The sequence below is a fragment of the Synergistaceae bacterium genome (assembly GCA_017444345.1).
Taxonomy (GTDB): domain Bacteria; phylum Synergistota; class Synergistia; order Synergistales; family Aminobacteriaceae; genus JAFUXM01.
Map to the genome: position 1 here is coordinate 1 of JAFSWW010000032.1, position 20,828 is coordinate 20,828.

The following is a 20,828-nucleotide window of genomic DNA, read 5'->3' on the forward strand; positions in this document are numbered from 1 at the left end:
ATTTTCTACATGATGACGGTTTTCATATATATCTTTATCATATTGTCGCTGCTTTTTACGATTTTTCTTGGGAGGAATAACAATTTCAATTTCCGCCTCAGTAACCTGTTTTATAACATTATCAGTATCATACCCTCTATCCGCCAAAAGATAATCAGCATCGATACCCTCAATAAGTTCACCTGCCCTTGAACAGTCAGCAACGGTTCCCTCTGTAACAATGACGCGAACAGGCATTCCAAATGAATCTACCGCTATGTGAATTTTCGTATTGAGCCCCTTTTTGTACGACCCATAGCTTGGCTGCCTCCTACTGCTCCGGCTGCGTGAGGGTGAACTTTGATATAAGAAGCGTCTATCATAAGCCATTCAAAATCAGGGTCCTGAACAAATAAATTAAATAGCATTTCCCAAACACCTTTATCACGCCATCTGCAGAAACGACGATGAGTGTTTTTCCAGTCACCATAATCCGGCGGCAAATCCCGCCATGGGGCACCTGTTCTTAAAATCCAAATAACGGCATTAATAAACTGTCGATTATTACGAGCCTGACCACCACGCTTGCCTTTTTGACCTGGTAAATAATCTTTCAATAATTTCCATGCCCGCTCAGATATGTCATGTCTATGAAGTTCTGATTTCATAAATTTTCTTCACCCTTAATAAAAATTTTTTATAGACTATCATATATTTCCTATTCTGACGACACCGTCTATGAGGCTTATAACGTACATGATTATATAATATTTTGCAGCTGTAAAATTTGCGTGCTCTATTATAAAAATGTGTGCTGAAAAATTGCGATATAACAAAAAATTTTTGTTTTGTGACTCATTGCTATAACCGGAAAAAATAAATATTCTTGTAGCTGTAAAACTTACCATCTCACATAAAAATTTATTATAATTTACGAATATTTTATAACAGGGGTGAAAATTTTTACTCGTATTAATATTATTCTTGTAGCTGTAAAATCTCACTCTCTCACATAAAAATTTTATTATAATTTACGAATATTTTATAACAATGGCGAAAATTTTTACTCGTATTTATGAAGCTATAAATATTATTGCAACTGTAAAAATATTATAATTCTAACATGAATATTTTATAGCAGGAGGGATAAATTTTAATGAGGCTTGATAAATTCTTAAAGCTAGCAAGACTCGTAAAACGCAGAACAGCCGCGCAGGAAATGATCGAACTCGGTGCAGTGCGCTTAAATGGTCGTGAGTGCAAATCTTCAAGTGAAGTAAACGAGGGCAGTATTATAGAAATAGCATATATAAATCGTGTCTTGAAAGTCAAAGTTTTATGTGCAGACGAGGCAATTTTGAAGCGTCCTAAAGCAATTTCTTGGGAACAAATCGACGAACGCGCAGTAAAGCCCGACGAATTACCATTTTAAAAATTTCGTTACCCGTTTATAATAGCACAAATAAAAATTTTATATTTATCAGGAGGTTTTATTAAATGGCATTAATAGTTGGAGTTCATGGACGTGAAATTCTTGACTCTCGCGGAAATCCTACAGTTGAAGTTGATGTTCAGCTTGATGACGGTTCATTTGGAAGAGCGGCAGTTCCTTCGGGAGCATCTACAGGCGTTCACGAGGCTTTAGAACTTCGCGACAAAGAGGCACGTTACGGCGGTAAAGGCACTCAGCACGCAGTCAATAACGTAAACGAGAAAATCGCCCCGGAGTTAGTCGGCTGTTATGATGCAGACGATCAATTTGCAGTCGATAAAGCTATGATCGAACTTGACGGCAGCGACGGTAAAAAGAATCTCGGCGCAAATGCAATTTTAGGCGTATCAATGGCAACAGCAAGGGCAGCAGCAGAGAGTCACGGGTTACCGCTTTATAAGTGGCTCGGAGGAGTCGGCGGCGCATTACTTCCTACTCCCATGATGAACGTTATCAACGGCGGAGCTCATGCTGATTCTACAGTCGATTTTCAGGAATTCATGATTGTACCTCACAGCGGAGTAAATTTTGCTGAGGCTTTGAGAATGGGCGCAGAAGTTTATCACGCACTCAAGAGCTGCACAAAGGCCCGCGGATATTCTACAGGTGTAGGCGATGAAGGCGGATTCGCTCCTAATCTCAAGAATAACGAGGAAGCACTTGATTTATTAATGGAAGCAGTTAATAAGGCAGGTTATAAGCCCGGTGATGATGTGAGTTTTGCATTAGACGTAGCGTCAAGTGAATTCTTTGTCCCCGAAAAAAATAAATACGTCTTCAGTAAGAGCGGCGGAGCTGAATATACTTCGGGCGAACTCGTTAAACTTTATGAGAAACTCGTAGCAAATTATCCCGTTATTTCAATTGAAGACGGCTGTGCTGAAGATGACTGGGAAGGCTGGGCGGAACTTACTGCGGCACTCGGCAAGAAAATTCAGTTGGTCGGCGATGACTTATTTGTAACGAATCCTAAAATCTTAGCTCGCGGAATCTCTGAAGGTGTAGCAAATGCAGTACTCGTGAAATTAAATCAGATCGGTACAGTCAGCGAGACTCTTCAAGTTATCCAAATGGCAGCGGATTCGGGTTATGCGGCAGTAGTTTCTCACCGTTCGGGCGAGACAGCGGACACGTTTATTGCAGATTTGGCAGTTGCGACTCGTGCAGGCCAGATAAAGACGGGCACCGTGGCAAGAACTGACAGAATCGCGAAATACAATCAGTTAATCAGGATCGAGGAAGAACTCGGAGACGCAGCAAAATACGCAGGACTCGCGAAATATTCACCGATGTGGAAATAAGTAATTAATAAATTTTTCAGGAGGTAATTTTTTCAGACATGGCAGAATCAACAACAGCTGTAAATGTTTGCGGGGGCGGCGGAGCTCCTGCAGGTTCAGGAACTGGCGGCGGCGGCGGTGATGCTGGTGCGGCTGCTCAGGGCGGCGGACTCATGGGAATGTTATTCCCGCTTGCAATATTTGTATTAATATTTTATTTCTTCATTATCAGACCTCAAAGAAAACGGGATAAACAGCATAATAACATGATTGCGAGCATAAATCGCGGCGACGAAATTGTAACAATAGGCGGTTTCATGGGAACAGTCAGAGAAGTAAGAGAAGACTCTTTCCAGATTGAAATCGCCGAGGGTGTAAGAGTTCGAATTCTTAAATCAGCAGTACAGACAAAGCGGGCTTCTAACAACACGGCAAATGCTGCTAATCAGGGGGCAACGGCTTAAATGCTCTCAAATAGAACTAGACTTTGGCTTGTAATTATTGTGCTGATTGCGGCGGGTGCTTTCGTATGGTACGCAAGAAATGATATTAATCTCGGCTTAGATCTTAAGGGCGGGGCTCATATCGTTTTGCAGGCAAAAGACACCCCGGAGAATCCCGTGCGTGATGACAGCATTGACAGACTCTTGGCAGTCCTTAGAAATCGTATAGATCAATACGGAGTAGCCGAGCCCATAATCCAGAAAAGCGGATCAGATAGAATCATTGTAGATTTACCCGGCATTCAAGACCCAGCAGCAGCTCTTGAATTAATCGGACGTACTGCACAAATGGATTTCAGAGAAGTACTTGAGACAAACGGGACTCCTCCTCCTGCTCCTATTCGCAGCAATTATGATAATGACGTACAATTTGCGGACGCTCAAGATCGCTGGCAAAAAGCAGTCGCACAAATGGCAAACTCAAGCGCAGATTTTCAGGCCAAGACAGCGAACACTCCCGGCTCAATCGTCGCAGAAGGTGAAGAGGCAGGAAGATATTATTTACTCGGGCCGGTGCTTTTATCGGGTAAAGACTTAATCAACGCAGCAATGAATCCCGACAGCTTAGGCCGCATGGGAGTATCTCTTGAGTTCAATTCTAACGGCGCAAATTTATTCGAGCAGGCTACGGCAAGATTAATCGGCAAACAATTAGCAATCGTGCTTGATAACGTAGTAATATCTGCTCCAGTCGTTCAGGACAGAATCGCGGGCGGTCATGCTCAAATTACAGGAAGATTTACGAACGAAGAAGCAGGAAGACTCGCAATTATGTTGAAGGCCGGAGCTTTACCCGTTGCAGTAGAGATCGCAGAAAATAGATCAGTCGGTCCGAGCTTAGGAGCTGACTCAGTCAGACAGGGACTCGAAGCTGGCTTATTCGGCGCGGGAATGGTACTCGTTTTCATGCTGCTGTATTATCACTTCAGGGGACTCGCGGCTGACTTGGCACTTGCTGTAACAGTTTTGCTTATTTTTGCGGGCTTGATTGCATTTAACGCTACTTTGACATTACCCGGCATCGCTGGAATTATTTTGACACTGGGAATGGCTGTAGACGGCAACGTTTTAATTTATGAGCGCATAAAAGAAGAACAGAACTCAGGCAAAACTCCTTTAGCAGCACTTGACTCAGGATTCAGAAAGGCAATTGTTACGATTTTAGACTCGAATATAACGACTTTAATCGCAGCACTTGTATTATTTTATTTCGGGTCAGGTTCAGTGAGGGGATTCGGCGTAACTCTTTCTATAGGACTTGTTGCGAGCGTCTTTGCTAATATCGTAGTAACCCGCGCAATCTTGCAATTATTCGTTAAAAGCGGAAAGGAGATAATCAGAAGGAAATGAGCAGCATATTAAATCTAAATTTTGACTTCATGAAACACAGAAGAATAGCTCTGACTATCAGCCTTATATTAGTAATTGCGAGTATAATTCTGCTTTTAACAAGAGGACTCAATCTGGGAATTGACTTCACGGGCGGAAATGTAATTCAGACTGAATTTGAGACTCGGCCGGATATTGCACAGGTCAGAAATATAATATCAAGTGTCGCAGCAAAAGGGGCAATGATTCAGCATTTCGGCGAGAAGGGCATAATCATACGCACAAATGAAGACACAGAACAGAGTCGCGAGGCAATTATTAAGACATTGCAGACAAATTTTAAGGATGTCAAGATTACAGGCTTCGAGAAGGTCGGCCCTGTTGTCGGCGGAGAATTAAGACGGCAGGCAATTATAGGCGTGTCTATTGCACTTGTTGCGATATTGATTTATATCACGTTGAGATTTCAATTTAGATTCGCAGTAGTAAGTGTAGTGCCTCTAGTTCATGATGTATTAATCGCGCTGGGATTCTTCAGCATTACACAAATGGAGATCTCATCGTCATTTATTGCGGCGATTCTCACAATCGTGGGCTATTCGTTGAACAACACAATCATAATTCTTGACAGAGTCCGCGAAAACTGGGGCAATCTTTCACGCGAAGGAATCGAAAATCTCGTGAATAAATCCCTAAATCAGACTCTATCACGAACTATTAACACGACTTTAACGACTTTATTCCCCGTTATTGCTCTATGTGTATGGGGCGGCCCCGTCTTGATGGCGTTCAGTTACGCGATGTTAGTAGGAATTATCGCAGGTACTTGGAGTTCTATATTTGTAGCAACCGGCTTATTAGTCGAATGGAACAAGAAGTAAAGTTATATAAAAATTTGCCGGGAGTCTTAGAGATTCCCGGTTTTATTTTGTTGTTTTGACTGCCAGCGTTTAAGATCCTTGATTAATTGCCCTGTTCTTATTTTTGCGCCCTCATTGTCTAAATGAAGATGTGAATCATAAAAATATTTATACGGGATAAAGTAATCACGATAATTTGATATTACTTCGCACTCAACCCGCGACTCCAGCTCACGTTGAAATTTATCGTATTCTTCTTTAGGCGGCGTAAATTCATTTTCTAAGATAGGATAACCGGCAATTAAGAAAGTCGCACCCTTGCTCTTGATATATGCATTATATTTATTAAGCCGATTTACGCATCTATCATTAATTTCAGGAACTTTAACCTTAGAATCTCGAAAATCTCCCCTGTTTACCTCAGGTTTTTCCGGTATATCGCCGTATTTATTTAATGACCTTCTCGAATATGTGAATGCTTCAACTAAAGGATTCGCCTTATTCCCCTGCCGAGTAATCCATAAAGCAAAACTCCTTAGCCAGTAGCTCGGATAATATATTATCATTGTAAAATAATCTTCCTTATCTAAAATCGGCCATAAATCAAAATGATATTCAATCGTAGTCCACTCAGAAAGAGGCTCGTGTATTATTCCGTCATCAGTGAAATTTGAATGCCCGGCAATTATTATGTCTCCGCTGTTCATACTGAGTTTTGCTATATTCTCAAGAAATGAGTCAGTCATATAATAGCCGGTAAGACCTAAATTTACGACGGGCATATTCATAGCAGACTCTATCATAGCCGAATTTATGCCGTATGGTAGATTTGAATTTCCTACGATAATTATTTTAGGCTCATTTATTGATTTCAAGCGGGCAACTTTATCTATAATACTCGCGCTGTATGTCTCCTGATATTGATTGCCTACAATGAATAATCCAAACAGGAAAAATACAGGAATCGCACAAAGAAATACAACGATAAACAGCAAAATTCTACGTAAAAATTTTTTCATGTCAAATCACCGCCTATTAAAATTGGAAGTAAATAAATTCTGTGTTATCTCCCTGCAATACACCGAGCGAGCCGATAAATACCCATATAAGCAGCACATATACAGACCAGCGCAAAATTATATTTTTACTTGCAAGTTTTGACTTAAGCCACGCCGCAAAATCATCGTAATTAACTGCTAAATAATCTAATATCGCAACTGATATAATTAATGCAGCAGGTATTTGAGTATTGCCGTGTAATGACTTTATGCCTTGAATCCCGTTATATAAATATGATTTTATGTTCGTAATTCCGTCAAATAAGTGCGAAAAAATATGTATAGCTTCATTAAGAGTCTGCGTTCTGAAAAATGCCCACGCCAAACAAGTAAACGCAAATACTATAATAACACTCAAAAAATTACGCCGCCGATTTAGATTTAAGAAATTTTCTATAATTTGAGCGAGCCCGTGTACTGCTCCCCAGAGTAAAAATGTTATATTAGCTCCGTGCCATAATCCTGAAATCATGAAGGTTATTAACAAATTTATATAGTGCCGGATTTTGCCGACTCGACTCCCTCCTAAGGGAATATATACATAGTCGCGAAACCATGTACTTAACGAAATATGCCATCTTTGCCAATATTCCCGAATACTTGACGCAAAATAGGGACTCCTGAAATTTATCATTAAGTCAATTCCCAGTAACTTAGCACAGCCCCTCGCAATGTCAGAATACCCGGAAAAATCGCAGTAAATCTGTACCGCAAAGAAACCTAATAAAATTATTAACACAAAGCCGCTATACGATTCAATCTTTGCAAATCCTCCATCAACCCAGATCGCAAGACAATCAGCCACCGCAATTTTCTTGAATAGTCCCAGCAAAATTAATTTAAGCCCGTATACTCCCTGTTCATACTTGAATGAAAGCAAGCCGCAATTTTTTATCTGAGGCATTAAATTTTTTGTGCGCTCAATCGGCCCGGCCACTAACTGCGGAAAGAATGATATAAACGTTGCGTAAACTATAAAATTTCTCTCTGCTTTCTCTTGGCCTTTGTACACGTCAATAACATAGCTCAGAGTCTGGAACGTATAAAACGAAATTCCCACCGGCAATAATAATTTTAGAGTCATAGGGTGTAATTTTATGCTCGCGAACATATTTAAGAAATTTACTAGAGTCTCAGAGATAAAATTAAAATATTTGAACACGAACAGAACTCCAAGACATGACACTAACGCAATTACAAGAATTAATTTTCTCGCTGCCCTGTACTTCTCTAATAATATCGCCGCAAAATATGATACTATAGTCGTGAAGAGAATCAAGACAACATACTTTGCGTTCCAGCTCATGTAAAAATAATAACTTGCCGCAAATAATAAATAAATCCTGAATCTTTGAGGCATAAACCAGTAAAGCGCAAATACAACCGGAAAGAATACCGCAAATTGCCACGAGTTAAATAACATGTTTACACCTCGCGCAATAGTTCATAAATAAATTTTTTTGCTGTTGATGGAATTGTTGACGTTGAGAAAGTGAAATTAAATTAGTGCAGAATACGCCACGAGCCACGAGCCACGAGCCACATTATACAAATTTCCGGCCAATTTTGTCAATCCTTTCATTTAATGATTTTGTGAAAAATTTTTTTATCCGGTGAATATTTTAACGCATTCGGGATTTTAGCTCAATGAAAAATTTTGCACTCGTGATAATATAGACTCACTCAAAAAATTTAATTATTTATATTTATAGTAGGAGGGTAATTTTATCATGAAAAAACTTTTTAGCGTTATTCTTGCTCTTGTGCTTATTATGAGCGTGAGTGCTTGTGCCTTTGCGTCGGACTATGTGATTAGGATTTACTCAAATTCTAATTCAAGCGAGCGCGTTACTTGGCTCAAAAACGAGGCTAAATCAGCAGGTTTTATTATCAACATGGACGACTCGACAGTTTATAAGGGAGATACAAGCGCGATTCAACTTGCTAACGAGAATAAGGACGGCGATATAATTTTCGGTCTCAATGAAGTAAGATGGTCGCAGCTGGTCAAAGGCGATTATGAAAATCTTTCAGTCATTGATTGGACTCCTTCGTGGGCTGACAAAGTAGGCGAATATAAATATCCGGGCAAGGCATACGGGCTTGTTATACAAAATATTTTAATGCTTTACCGCACTGACGAATTCGGCACACATGGGCGAACTTTACACTTTAAGCACTGGGCGGACCTCGTAAACTGCGGCTATAAATGGTATCGTCAAGGCAGAGTCGGCGGAACTACTAACATGAATATAAATAACGCCATGTTATACGCCTTCACAGATCCTAAATCACCAGCGGGCGGAATTTCCGTAGAAGGCTGGAAAACTTTATGGAAATATTGCGCTGATGGATATTACACGGGCGACTCATACGGTTTTGACGCTCTCAATCGCGGAGATGTTCAAGTCAGTACGTTCTATTCGTCTTCATTATATGGCAATATCGACGCGGCCGGGCAGTCTTCAAAGAATCCTCTAAAGGGTACAATCAAGCCTGAAAACTGGCAGCTCGTAGAAATCGACGACGGGACATATTATATCGCTGAATATATCGGAGTCCTTGCTAATAAAAATAGAACGCCCGAACAGACCGAACACGTTAAAAAATTTGCTGAATGGTTCGGCAGTGCTGAAATTCAACGCGCATGGAGTGAAGAGTTTGACTCATATCCTTGCAACGTCGACGCGCTTTCTGACCCGGTGCCTCTGTATACTCTCAAAAATTGCGCCCTCACAAAAGTCCCCGGCACTGATATGACTTACGCCGAATATGTAGGCCTTCATTCTTCAGAGTGGACTAATATAATGACAAATTTAGGCTTTTACTGGGCAGATAATGCAAACGCACCCGCAGAACCTGACTGGAATAATTTAGACTGGGCAACACTCACACAAAAGAAGGCAAAATAAATCATGAGCGATATTTGCAGGGGACGCAAACCCGTTATAGATCTGCTTAGACTGAGTCCGGAAAAATGCCAGAAAATTTTAATCGCTGATAACGTGAGGCCGCCTTTTCTCGATGAGATTATAGAGCTCGCAAAACAAGCAAAGATTACATATCAAATTCTCAAGCCTGAAGCACTCGATAAACTTTCAGACGGAGAAAGGCATCAGGGCGTTATTTGCAAGTTGACTCAAGTTAAAGCTATTGAACTTGATGATTTCTTGAATGGACTTGATAATAATTCCCCTGCTCTTATTGTCGTGCTGGATCACATAGAAGACCCGCATAATTTAGGAGCTGTAATACGTTCGGCAGAAGCTGGCGGGGCGTTGTGCGTAATCAATGCTAAAAGAAGATCTGCGACTCCTAATGATACAGTCATAAAAACTAGTGCGGGGGCTGCGTTAAGACTCCCAGTTATACAAGTCGTGAATATAACTCGGACTCTTGAGAGACTGAAGGCCGCAAATTTCTGGACAGTCGGACTCGATTCGAACGCAAAAATTTCTATATGGTCTGAAAAATTGCCGGAACGCACAGCGCTTGTTATCGGTGCGGAAGGTGAAGGACTCTCGCGGTTAGTTCGTGAAAATTGCGATTTACTCGTGAAGATTCCTATCAGAGGCGGCACAGGCTCATTAAATGCGAGTGTTGCTGCGGCACTGGGAGTCTTTGAGTGGTCAAGAAATTATTTATTATAACTATTCGGCCGGGGCGATTCATAATTCCCCCGGTTGTTACTTCTTATTACTTCTCAAAATTTTTACGCAAATAACTACTAACACGCATATAATATAAATATATAACTCGAAGGGAGAAAATTTTTTAATGTGCGGAATATTAGGCTACACAGGAGACAGACAGGCGGACTCGATTCTATTATCGGGGCTTGCTAAACTTGAATACAGGGGATATGACTCGGCGGGAATTGCTGTACTTGATAATAATGACGTGAAAATCGCAAAAAATAAAGGCCGTCTCAAAGTCTTAGAAGAAAAAATTTCCGGTCAGGACATGTCAGGAACTTGCGGAATAGGCCATACAAGATGGGCAACACACGGCGAACCTTCAGACACAAACGCCCACCCCCTATGGAGCGATGATGCGGCAGTCGTTGCTGTTCATAATGGGATCGTCGAGAATTACCGCGAAATTAAAAATATGTTAGCTAATTACGGCTATGAATTCTATTCACAGACTGACACAGAAGCAGCTGTAAAATTAATCGATTTCTACTATAAACAGGAAAAAAGCCCCCTCAAAGCTATAACTCAAGCAATCAAGAAAATAGAAGGCTCTTACTGTTTTGTGCTGCTGTTCAAAGATTACCCCGGTGAAGTCTGGGGAGCCCGTAAAGATTTGCCGTTAATTGCCGGTCAGGGTAAGGGCGAGTCCTTCCTTGCGTCCGATGTATCAGCTATATTACAAGACACTAGACAAGTTTATTATCTCGATAATATGGAAATCGTACAGCTGAAAAAAGGAGTCGTGAGATTCTTTGACACTGAAGGATTCGCAAAACATAAAGAATTAAGCGAAGTTACATGGGACGCTCAGGCAGCAGAGAAGGGCGGATTTGAACACTTCATGATGAAGGAAATTCACGAACAGGCGCGGGCAGTTAAAGACACTTTCGGATCAGTCTTTCACTCAAATAAAATCGATCTGTCAGATATGGGACTCAATGACGAGCAGATAAAATCAATCTCACAAATTTATATAATCGCCTGCGGTTCAGCTTATCACGCCGGAGCAGTTGCTCAATACGTAATTGAAGATTTAGCACAAATTCCGGTCAGAATCGAACTCGCTTCAGAATTCCGTTATCGTAAAATGCCGCTCGATAAAAACGCTCTGGCCGTAATTATTTCACAGTCAGGAGAAACAGCCGACACTTTAGCAGCAATGAGACTCGCTCATGAAAAGGGAATAAAGACTCTTGCTATTGTAAATGTCGTAGGAAGTACTATAGCCCGTGAAGCTGACAGCGTTTTTTACACAATGGCCGGCCCGGAAATTGCAGTAGCTACTACTAAGGCATATAGCGCGCAGTTAATTGCCTGTTATATTCTCGCGATAAAATTTGCACAGATTCGGGGGACTCTTGATGATTTGAGCTGCGAAAATTTAATCAGTGAGATCCAGAAATTGCCCGAAAAAATTGACGAGATTCTTGACGAGAAAGAAAGACTCGCCGAAATTGCCGAGAAATTTGTTAATTCAAGAAATGCCTTCTATCTTGGCCGCAATATTGATTATGCCGTTGCTATGGAAGGCAGCCTAAAGATGAAGGAAATCAGCTATTTACACTCCGAGGCATGTGCAGCAGGTGAAATGAAACACGGCCCGATCAGCTTAATCGAAAAAAATATGTTGGTCGCCGGAGTCATTACCCAGAAAAATTTATACCAGAAAATAGCAAGTAACATGTTAGAGGCTAAGAGCCGCGGAGCTTTCTTGTTAGTCGTGTCAATGAGGGGCTGTGAGGCTTTGAAGGATGAGGCAGATTTTATATTTCATGTTCCTGAGACTGATGAGCATTTAGCGGCGAGTCTTGCTGTTATTCCGCTGCAGTTACTCGGCTATTATGTAGCAGTTGCAAGAAAGTTAGACGTTGACAAACCTAGAAATCTCGCTAAAAGTGTTACCGTTGAATAAAATTTTTTGTGCCGCCGACTCCCGACCGCCCACCCCGTCGGCGGCAAAGGAGCTCATACTATCATGGATAATCAGACTCATAATTTTATCGTTAATTTCATTTGGTCAGTCGCTGATGATGTCTTGCGCGATGTATACGTACGCGGCAAATATCGTGATGTTATTCTGCCCATGACTGTTATTAGACGCATTGACTCTGTTCTGGAGAAAAAACGCGCTCAAATCTTAGAACGTAAAAATCTGCTCGACTCGTCCGGACTCACTGAAGATAAACAAGAATCCGCTTTACTCAATGCCGCCGGAGAAGCCTTCTATAATATTTCACAGTTCACTCTCACAGAAATAGCAGGCCGCCCAACTCCTGAAAAAATGTACGATGATTTAATAGCTTATCTTGATGGATTCTCGGCTAATATTCAGGACATTATCAAAAAATTTAACTTTCATGATCAGGCCGCTAAAATGAAAGACTCCGGAATTCTCGGCGACGTTCTTGCAAAATTTACAGCTCCCGATATTGACTTAAGCCCCGAAAAACTCGACAATCACGCAATGGGTACTATTTTCGAGGAATTATTACGCCGCTTCAATGAAGATAATAACGAAGAGGCCGGCGAACACTGGACTCCCCGCGATGTCGTCGAATTAATGGCCGATTTGATTTTTACTCCGATTGCTGACAAGATTCAAGACAGCGTTTACACTTTTTATGACGGAGCTTGCGGGACGGGCGGAATGTTGACGGCTGCAGAAGAGAGACTCAAGCAATTAGCTAATGAACGCGGCAAAAGAATCTCTATTCATTTATTCGGTCAAGAAATTAACTCGGAAACTTACGCTATAGCAAAGGCTGATTTAATTCTCAAGGGCGACGGCTCACAAGCTAAAAATATCGCTTTCGGGTCAACTCTCTCAAATGACTTACACAAAAATATGACGTTCGATTTTATGCTGTCTAATCCTCCGTACGGTAAGAGCTGGAAATCTGACTCCGAAAAAATGTCATCGGGCGAGAAAAAGCAGATCACTGACTCAAGATTTTACGACGGCAATATTTCACTAATTCCACGTACAAGCGACGGACAATTATTGTTTTTGCTGAATAATATTTCTAAGATGAAAGACTCTCGCATGGGCAGCCGTATTGCTGAAGTTCATAACGGGTCATCTATCTTCACGGGCGACGCGGGCAGCGGGGAAAGTAACGCGCGTAAATTCATAATCGAGCATGATTTATTAGAAGCTATTATCGCTCTCCCTGAAAATATGTTCTATAATACGGGCATTAACACTTTTATATGGGTATTATCTAATAAGAAAGATGACAGAAGGCGCGGAAAAATTCAACTAATTAACGCAGTCGATATGAAATCACCACTTCGCAAAAATATGGGCAGCAAAAATTGTGAATTGACTCAAGATATACGCGCTGAAATCGTAAAAATTTTTGTCAATATGCAGGAAAATCAACACAGCATTATTCTTGATAATAACGAGTTCCTTTACTGGCAAGTCAGTATCAAGAGACCCGGCCAAGCTGCTGACACGGAAATTATACCGTTCAATTATCCGGGCGGCATTCAGGGATTTATGAATAAAGAAGTGCTGCCGTTCGCTCCTGATGCAGTTATTGACAAGAAAAAGACTCAAACGGGCTGCGAGATCTCATTTACAAAATATTTTTACAGGCCAGATAACGCGAGAACTATTCAGGAAATTTTACAGAGCATTCACAACACAAATAACGAGGCCGACGAGATTTTAAGGGGGCTTTCTCAATGAAACGTTACCCGGAATATAAAGACTCTCATATTGCGTGGCTGGGTAAAATTCCGAGTCACTGGGAGATTATACGATTAAAATATACTGGCTCATTTCGACACGGTTTAACATATTCTCCAGCTGATTTATCCGATAATAAAGGCGTTCTTGTTTTGCGCTCATCTAATATACAATCAAATAAATTAGATTTTAATGATTGTGTATACGTTAAGAATGTTTCTCAAGATTTAATGCTCAAAAATGGAGATATTATAATATGCGCGAGTAATGGGAATGCGAATTTAGTCGGCAAATGTGCATACATAGATAATAATATTGTTGCGAGTTTCGGCTCGTTTATGTGGCGTTATAGAACGAATTTATTAGATAAATTTGCATATTATTTGCTTCAGGTATGTATACCACCTTATAAAAGTTTATTTACAACTTCTACAATCAATCAATTAACAGCAAAAACAATCGGTAAAATTTATATCCCTCTCCCGCCCCTATCAGAACAAGACAAAATCGCGCGTTATCTTGATTACAAAGTCAGCCGGATAAATAAATTAATCTCACTCAGGAAAAAACAATTAATCGACTTGGCCGAACTCAAGAAAGTTATTATTAATAATTCCGTAACTAAAGGCTTGAACCCTAATGCGGAACTCAAACAAAGCGGCGTTGATATATTAGGCGAGATTCCAGCGCACTGGGAGATTTCGAGAATTAAGAGAATTTGTAAGGGTATAATAACGGGAACGACTCCGCCGGGGGTAAAGGAAGAATTTTTCAGTGCGAACGGTTTAGCGTGGTATACTCCGGGGGATTTAGGCGAAAATTTATATATAAACAAAGCAAAAAAATATTTATCAACAGAGGGCGCAAAATTTGTAAAAGTTATTCCGAAAAATTCTGTATTAATGGTAGGTATCGGCACAATCGGCAAAATATGTGTATCAGATATTGAATGCTCAACAAATCAACAAATTAACGCGATTATTTGTGATGATAATATAATTAACTTCAAATATTTAGCGTTCTATTTACGTGCAATAAAAGATTATATTTTGTATACTGCAAAATCTACAACATTACCTATTATTAATCAGTCAGAAACAAAGCAAATTATTATCCCCCTCCCGCCCTTATCAGAACAAAATCAAATCGCAGCATATCTCGACGGAATTTGCGGCAAAATCGACCGGCTTATAACTCTTTATGAGCGTGAAATTTCTTTATTTGACGAACTCAAGGCGCGTTTAATTTCTGATTGTGTAACTGGTCAGCTTGATTTACGCGATATAATTATATAAATTCTTAATGGAGCTGAAAATTTTATTATGTCTGACAGCGGAAAATATTTATCTGAACAGGAATTTGAATCAGAAATCACTAATTATCTTGTGAACGTCAACGGCTACGAACTGGGCAATAATGCGGATTACAACAAAGAATTTGCGCTTGACTGGCCTATATTAGCGCGCTTTCTTGAATCTTCACAGCCTGAAAAGTTTACGGCTCCTAAATCCGAACTCGCGAAAAGAAATTTTCTATCACGCATAAGCACAGCTATTACAGAACGGGGAATTATTGACGTGCTCCGGCGGGGAGTTGACGGACTCAAATTATATTATTCGTCGCCTTCAGATAAGAATACTAGGGCAAAAATTGATTTCGCAAAAAATATTTTCAGCGTAACGAGACAGCTTCATTATTCACGGTTTAATAATTACTCGGCCGATATGTGCATATTTATTAACGGCCTGCCGATTATCACTATAGAATTAAAGCGCGTATTATCAGGTCAAAATATTTCAGACGCAGAGCAGCAATACAAGACTACACGCAGCCCCGACGAGTTATTATTTATGTTCAAACGCTGTATAGTTCATTTTGCAGTTGACGAGGACAATATAAAATTTTGCACTAAACTTGACGGCCAAGAAAGCGAGTTTTTACCGTTTGACAGGGGCTATAAAGGCGGCTCAGGAAATCCGCCGGTTAAGGACAAAAAGAAGACTTGTTATTTATGGGAAGAAATTTTGACACGGGGGACTCTCACAAAGATTATAGAGTCTTATGCGCACTTAATGAACGATAAACAAATTCAGATATTCCCTCGTTATCATCAGTTTGACGCAGTGGAGAAATTAATAACTCACGCAAAAATAAACGGTGCCGGACAAAAATATTTAATTCAGCACAGCGCAGGGAGCGGCAAATCTAACACAATAGCGTGGCTTGCTTATCAGTTAATCAATCTTGAGAAGGACGGCCGGAATATGTTTGACTCTGTTTTCGTGATTACAGATAGAGTCTTGCTTGATAAACAAATTCGAGACACTATAAAAAGTTTTGCGCAGGTCGGCAGCGTCATAAAATGGGCGAATAATTCACGGGCTCTGCAATATGCTATAAACTCAGGCAAAAGAATAATAATAAGCACTATAGAAAAATTTAGTGTGATAGTTGACGGGTTAGGCAGCACGGAGAATGCTGATAAAAAATTTGCTGTAATAATAGACGAGGCACATTCAGGGCAGGGCGGGGAGAATTCTGCGGCATTGAATCGCGTAATATCGGGACTCGATGACGAGGACAAAATAAATAATTACATGTCAGGCCGTAAATATCAGAATAACGCGAGCTATTTTGCTTTCACAGCGACTCCGAAAAATAAAACTCTTGAAGTATTCGGGACATTGACTCAAGACGGCACGCACAAGGCATTTCACGTTTATACAATGAAGCAGGCTATACAAGAAAAATTTATACTTGATGTCTTGACTAATTACACGCCCTATGAATGCTATTATAATTTGCGGGTTAAGAATAATGACGGCGATAAACTCATTAAATCAACCGGAGCAGAGCCGAAATTATTATATCTTGCTGTCAGTGATGAGAGAGTCATTAACGAGAAAGCAGAAATTATTGAGACACATTTTTATGAACAGATTATACAGCGCGGAATATTAAATAATAAAGCCCGTGCAATGATAATAACAAGTAATATAGACTGCTGCATAAAATTTTTTAATGCGATAAATAAATTAATAGATTCACGCGGACGGGACTATAAAGCAATAATCGCATTTTCCGGCGAAAGAAATAAAATAACTTCAGCGAAAATAAATAAATTCCCTGACTCAGAAATTCCCGATAAATTCAAGAATGACCCGTATAAAATTTTAGTCGTTGCTGATATGTTTCAGACAGGTTTTGACGAGCCGTTATTACACACAATGTATATAGACAAGCCGTTAAACGGAGTCCGAGCTGTGCAGACCCTTTCACGCCTGAATAGAAAATATCCGGGCAAGCAGGACACTTTTATATTAGATTTCGTGAATAAGCCTGAAGATATTTCGAAGTCCTTCTCGCGCTATTACACTAATATAATTTTATCGGGCAAGACAGATCCGGGCAAACTAGAAAAGTTAATAGACTCGTTAGAGCAATATAATATTTTCTGTGATAATGACGTTAAGAAAATTTCTGACATGTTTATAAATCATGAGCAAGTAAATTATCAGCTCAATTTGATAAAAGAAAACTTTGATAAACTTGACACGATTACGCAAAAAAAATTTATCAGCGAGTCAAAATCTTATCTCAAGCAATATCATTATATCGGTGCTATTCTGACACATCCCCGCGAATACTGGGAAAGGCTTTCAATATTTCTGACTTTATTATTAAGTGAACTCAAATTTGACGACAAGACCGAGCAGCAAAATTTTTCAGACTTGGCCGAACTTGAGAATTACAGGATAAGCGCGCAAAAAATGTTAAATATTACGCTCAAAGATGACGACTCGGAAATAAAGCCGGTGAATATTTCAGCAAATATGAGTCCGGAAAATCACGAAATAAAGACTCTTGACGAATTAATTAACGATTTCAATAAACATTACGGCTTTCAAGACAGCGAGCTGAGAATAATTCTTAATGAAATAATGAACGACAACGGATATATAAACGCTCTAAGAAATTCGGATATTCAGGGGGCGGCGCTTGAATTTGACAGGGCATTTGAGAACGCGTTAAATTCGTTATTTAATATAAACAAAGATTTGTACGTGAAAATCATTAACGAGAATAGAAAGCAGGATATTTCCGAGAAAATTTTTAGATATACACAAATGAAGGCCGGCGAATCTTGAGACTCACCGGTGGGATAAATTTTTATTGATATATGCGTGCTTCTAAAGGTTTTAATTTGTCGGGTTCGGGGTCATTCTCACTGCAAAAAATAATCTTTCTTGAGCCTGCTATATCGGGAATCTTCACGGGATTTGCTGAAAAATTTACGAGTGTAATAATTTTCTCGTTATCAAGTGAACGTTCAAACGCAAAAATTTCTTCACTGTCTGATAATATTTCTTGATAATCGCCCATAATTAAAATATTATTCTTATTCCTGAATGCCAGCAAATTTTTATACCAGTTAAGCACCGAGTCAGAGTCATTTATTTCGTTCTCGGCATTAATAGTTAAATAATTCTCGTTCACTGGGAGCCAAGTTTTAGAATTACTTGAGAATCCCGCGCTAGTTTTATTATTCCATTGCATGGGAGTGCGTGCGTTGTCCCGGCTGAAAAATTTAACAAATTTCATAGCTTCATCAGGTGTAAAGCCTTCATTTAGGGCAAAATTATATTGAGCTTTTGACGAAATATCATCGTAAATATTTATATTATCCCAGTTAATATTACTCATTCCGAGTTCTTCACCCTGATAAATAAACGGAGTCCCCCTCATTGTTAATAGAATCGCAGCGAGTGCCTTTGCAGCTTTTTTCTTGTCTGCTCCCTCATAGAAATAATAATTTATGCTTCTTGGGCGGTCATGATTCTCGAAAAAAACGGGGTACCAGCCATTATATTTTGTTGCGTCTTGACTCCGAGAGATTGCGCGCTTGAGATCCGTTAATTTCCATTTTACCGGCTCGCACCATATCTCGGACTCATTGAGAGCTAAATTTGTGTGACTGAATTCAAATAACATGTCAAAGACTCCATAATCCCCGACCCATTGCGATAATTCTTCAGGTTTGACTCCGTTAGCTTCTCCGACCGTGAAAATATCATGACCGTCAAAAACTTCCCGCTTGAATTCCCGCAAAAATTCAAGAATTCCCGGCGTGTTCGCTGTCATGTTGTGTATATTTATTAAGCCGTCTTTTCCGTCGGGTTTACCGTCAATAAATTCCGCAGGTTTCTTGATATAAACAATAGCATCGACTCTGAATCCGCCGACTCCTTTATCTACCCAGAAATTAGCAGCGTCGTATAAAGCCCGCCTAACTTCCGGATTCTCCCAGTTCAAATCAGGCTGTTGACTCGCAAAAGTGTGTAAATAATATTGCTGTCTCTCTTCGCACCATGTCCACGCACTTCCGCCGAAAATTGCCCGCCAGTTAGTGGGAGGAGTCCCGTCTTCTTTAGCGTCCCGCCAAATGTACCAGTCTGATTTGGGATTATTTTTGCTTGATTTTGACTCGATAAACCATTTATGCTGGTCTGAAGTGTGATTATAAACTAGATCCATGACGATTTTAATATCGCGTTTCTTTGCTTGAGACAATAAATTATCAAAATCTGCCATAGTTCCGAAAGTTTTATCTATTCCCGTGTAATTCGCAACGTCATAGCCGTTATCAATCATGGGCGACTCATAAACAGGAGTAATCCATATAGATTTTATGCCGAGTTCCTGAAGATAATCTAATTTGCTTGTTATGCCGTTAATATCGCCCGTCCCTGAGCTGTCAGAGTCCGCAAAACTTTTCGGGTAAATTTGATAGACTGCTGATTTTTGCCACCATTTGGGCTCCTGTAAATTATGCTTCATTATTAGAATTCTCCTCACGCTTTGATTAATTCTTTCTTCTGAAATTTGCCCGGATTTCACAGCCTTGACCACTCCTTCAAAAGCTGCTATATAATCATAGGGCATTAATAAAATATCGCAGCCCGCTTTTATCGCCATAACTGCGGCATTTTCCGACGAGTAATTATCTTTTATCGCGCCCATCATTAAAGCGTCAGTGATTATTACTCCGTTATATTTTAGTTCATTGCGTAATTTTCCGGTTATTAATTCATGTGAGAGGCTCGCCGGCAAATTCTCCCGCGTTACGTTCGGCAAATTAATATGTGCTGTCATAACTGAGTCGGCCTTGTTTAGATTTGCTTTGAAGGGTATTATTTCACATTTTAACAATTCCGGCCAAGTCTTATAAATTATAACCTGCCCTGCGTGAGTGTCATTTGTGGTGTCGCCGTGTCCGGGAAAGTGCTTAATGCTGCCTGCTATACAATGAGCGTGGAGTCCGTCAAGATATTCACTGACATTTTTTGCTGCAAAATCCGGATCATTCCCGAAAGCTCTATCACCGATTACAATATTTTGCGGGTTCGTGTTCACGTCGGCGACTGGTGCGAAATTATAATTAAATCCGTATTCTTTGAGATATTTGCCGATTATTAGCGAGGCTTTGAGAGTCTGCCCTGTTTTAGCTATTTCTGCTGAACTCTTGAATTTCGGAACGTTGAAGGCGTTATTATTCGCGATTCTTGCAATTTGTCCGCCCTCCTCGTCGATTGCTATAAACGGAAATATTTTGCTTGAATCTTTTAGTGCCTGATTGAATTTCTTTATTTGTGAGGGACTCTCTAAATTTTTCCGGAAAATAGCGAACCCCCCGGCCGGAAATTTTTTAAGATTATCAAGCATTACAGGATTTAAATTTTTGACTCCTACAGCGTTTTTCTTGTCATTGTGAATATCTTCAAGAGTTAATCTCGTGTCAAGCTGATCCGGACGAATTATAAATAACTGGCCTATTTTCTCATTAAGAGTCATAGATTCTAAAATTTTTTCAGGGTCAATATCTGCGTGTGCAGTTCCCGCAATCAAGCAAGCTATAACAGCCGCAAAAAATTTTTTCA

16 protein-coding genes are annotated in these 20,828 nt (G+C 40.0%); 11 read left to right on the forward strand and 5 right to left on the reverse strand.

The window, feature by feature from the left end; all coding sequences use genetic code 11:
• The coding region (locus IJS99_01980; protein ID MBQ7560590.1) for a transposase at positions 1-369 on the reverse strand (369 nt) is incomplete at its 3' end.
• Positions 255-596 carry an IS5 family transposase gene (locus IJS99_01985; protein ID MBQ7560591.1) on the reverse strand — a complete coding sequence of 114 codons (342 nt, stop codon included), beginning with the start codon at positions 594-596 and terminating at the stop codon, positions 255-257. The genes IJS99_01985 and IJS99_01980, both read right to left, overlap by 115 nt.
• A 539-nt stretch (positions 597-1,135) precedes the next feature.
• Between IJS99_01985 and IJS99_01990 the strand changes: the two genes are divergently transcribed.
• The 5 genes from IJS99_01990 (at position 1,136) to secF (ending at position 5,464) form a co-directional block, all read left to right on the forward strand.
• Positions 1,136-1,411: an RNA-binding S4 domain-containing protein gene (locus tag IJS99_01990; GenBank protein MBQ7560592.1), complete on the forward strand. Its 276-nt coding sequence runs from the start codon at positions 1,136-1,138 to the stop codon at positions 1,409-1,411.
• 65 nt (positions 1,412-1,476) lie between these two features.
• Entirely contained in the window at positions 1,477-2,772 is a 1,296-nt protein-coding gene (gene eno / locus IJS99_01995) for a phosphopyruvate hydratase (GenBank protein MBQ7560593.1), read from the forward strand.
• Between the two features lie 158 nt (positions 2,773-2,930).
• Positions 2,931-3,215 (forward strand): preprotein translocase subunit YajC, encoded by a 285-nt coding sequence (gene yajC, locus IJS99_02000; protein ID MBQ7560594.1) that lies wholly within the window; start codon positions 2,931-2,933, stop codon positions 3,213-3,215.
• Positions 3,216-4,604 (forward strand): protein translocase subunit SecD, encoded by a 1,389-nt coding sequence (gene secD, locus IJS99_02005; protein ID MBQ7560595.1) that lies wholly within the window; start codon positions 3,216-3,218, stop codon positions 4,602-4,604.
• Positions 4,601-5,464, forward strand: coding sequence for a protein translocase subunit SecF (gene secF, locus IJS99_02010; GenBank protein MBQ7560596.1), 864 nt, complete (start codon positions 4,601-4,603; stop codon positions 5,462-5,464). Before secD ends, secF begins: the two co-directional genes overlap by 4 nt.
• Positions 5,465-5,490: 26 nt before the next feature.
• Here secF and IJS99_02015 read toward each other — a convergent pair whose 3' ends face one another.
• On the reverse strand, positions 5,491-6,462 hold the full coding sequence (locus IJS99_02015) for a hypothetical protein (protein ID MBQ7560597.1): 972 nt from the start codon (positions 6,460-6,462) through the stop codon (positions 5,491-5,493).
• A 16-nt stretch (positions 6,463-6,478) separates the two neighbouring features.
• A complete protein-coding gene (locus IJS99_02020; protein ID MBQ7560598.1) occupies positions 6,479-7,924 on the reverse strand; it encodes an MBOAT family protein in 1,446 nt (481 codons plus the stop codon).
• 307 nt (positions 7,925-8,231) lie between these two features.
• On the opposite strand from IJS99_02020, the gene IJS99_02025 reads away from it, so the two are divergent.
• From IJS99_02025 to IJS99_02050, 6 genes are all read left to right on the forward strand, one after another.
• The gene (locus IJS99_02025; protein ID MBQ7560599.1) at positions 8,232-9,413 is read left to right on the forward strand and encodes an extracellular solute-binding protein; all 1,182 of its coding nucleotides are present in this window, start codon (positions 8,232-8,234) and stop codon (positions 9,411-9,413) included.
• A gap of 3 nt (positions 9,414-9,416) precedes the next feature.
• Positions 9,417-10,151 (forward strand): 23S rRNA (guanosine(2251)-2'-O)-methyltransferase RlmB, encoded by a 735-nt coding sequence (gene rlmB / locus IJS99_02030; GenBank protein MBQ7560600.1) that lies wholly within the window; start codon positions 9,417-9,419, stop codon positions 10,149-10,151.
• A 127-nt stretch (positions 10,152-10,278) separates the two neighbouring features.
• The gene (gene glmS, locus IJS99_02035) at positions 10,279-12,108 is read left to right on the forward strand and encodes a glutamine--fructose-6-phosphate transaminase (isomerizing) (GenBank protein MBQ7560601.1); all 1,830 of its coding nucleotides are present in this window, start codon (positions 10,279-10,281) and stop codon (positions 12,106-12,108) included.
• A gap of 63 nt (positions 12,109-12,171) precedes the next feature.
• Positions 12,172-13,890, forward strand: a complete 1,719-nt coding sequence (locus IJS99_02040) for an SAM-dependent DNA methyltransferase (GenBank protein ID MBQ7560602.1) — start codon at positions 12,172-12,174, stop codon at positions 13,888-13,890.
• Positions 13,887-15,185, forward strand: coding sequence for a restriction endonuclease subunit S (locus tag IJS99_02045; GenBank protein MBQ7560603.1), 1,299 nt, complete (start codon positions 13,887-13,889; stop codon positions 15,183-15,185). Before IJS99_02040 ends, IJS99_02045 begins: the two co-directional genes overlap by 4 nt.
• Positions 15,186-15,212: 27 nt before the next feature.
• Positions 15,213-18,038 carry a type I restriction endonuclease subunit R gene (locus tag IJS99_02050; protein MBQ7560604.1) on the forward strand — a complete coding sequence of 942 codons (2,826 nt, stop codon included), beginning with the start codon at positions 15,213-15,215 and terminating at the stop codon, positions 18,036-18,038.
• Positions 18,039-18,060: 22 nt separating this feature from the next.
• On the opposite strand, the gene IJS99_02055 is transcribed toward IJS99_02050, so the two are convergent.
• On the reverse strand, positions 18,061-20,828 hold a 2,768-nt coding region (locus IJS99_02055; GenBank protein MBQ7560605.1), incomplete at its 5' end, for a hypothetical protein.

Coding starts and splice junctions, on each gene's coding strand:
- IJS99_01990 (MBQ7560592.1), top strand. CDS start 1,136: ATGAGGCTTGATAAATTCTTAAAGCTAGCAAGACTCGTAAAACGCAGA.
- eno (MBQ7560593.1), top strand. CDS start 1,477: ATGGCATTAATAGTTGGAGTTCATGGACGTGAAATTCTTGACTCTCGC.
- yajC (MBQ7560594.1), top strand. CDS start 2,931: ATGTTATTCCCGCTTGCAATATTTGTATTAATATTTTATTTCTTCATT.
- secD (MBQ7560595.1), top strand. CDS start 3,216: ATGCTCTCAAATAGAACTAGACTTTGGCTTGTAATTATTGTGCTGATT.
- secF (MBQ7560596.1), top strand. CDS start 4,601: ATGAGCAGCATATTAAATCTAAATTTTGACTTCATGAAACACAGAAGA.
- IJS99_02015 (MBQ7560597.1), bottom strand. CDS start 6,462: ATGAAAAAATTTTTACGTAGAATTTTGCTGTTTATCGTTGTATTTCTT.
- IJS99_02020 (MBQ7560598.1), bottom strand. CDS start 7,924: ATGTTATTTAACTCGTGGCAATTTGCGGTATTCTTTCCGGTTGTATTT.
- IJS99_02025 (MBQ7560599.1), top strand. CDS start 8,232: ATGAAAAAACTTTTTAGCGTTATTCTTGCTCTTGTGCTTATTATGAGC.
- rlmB (MBQ7560600.1), top strand. CDS start 9,417: ATGAGCGATATTTGCAGGGGACGCAAACCCGTTATAGATCTGCTTAGA.
- glmS (MBQ7560601.1), top strand. CDS start 10,279: ATGTGCGGAATATTAGGCTACACAGGAGACAGACAGGCGGACTCGATT.
- IJS99_02040 (MBQ7560602.1), top strand. CDS start 12,172: ATGGATAATCAGACTCATAATTTTATCGTTAATTTCATTTGGTCAGTC.
- IJS99_02045 (MBQ7560603.1), top strand. CDS start 13,887: ATGAAACGTTACCCGGAATATAAAGACTCTCATATTGCGTGGCTGGGT.
- IJS99_02050 (MBQ7560604.1), top strand. CDS start 15,213: ATGTCTGACAGCGGAAAATATTTATCTGAACAGGAATTTGAATCAGAA.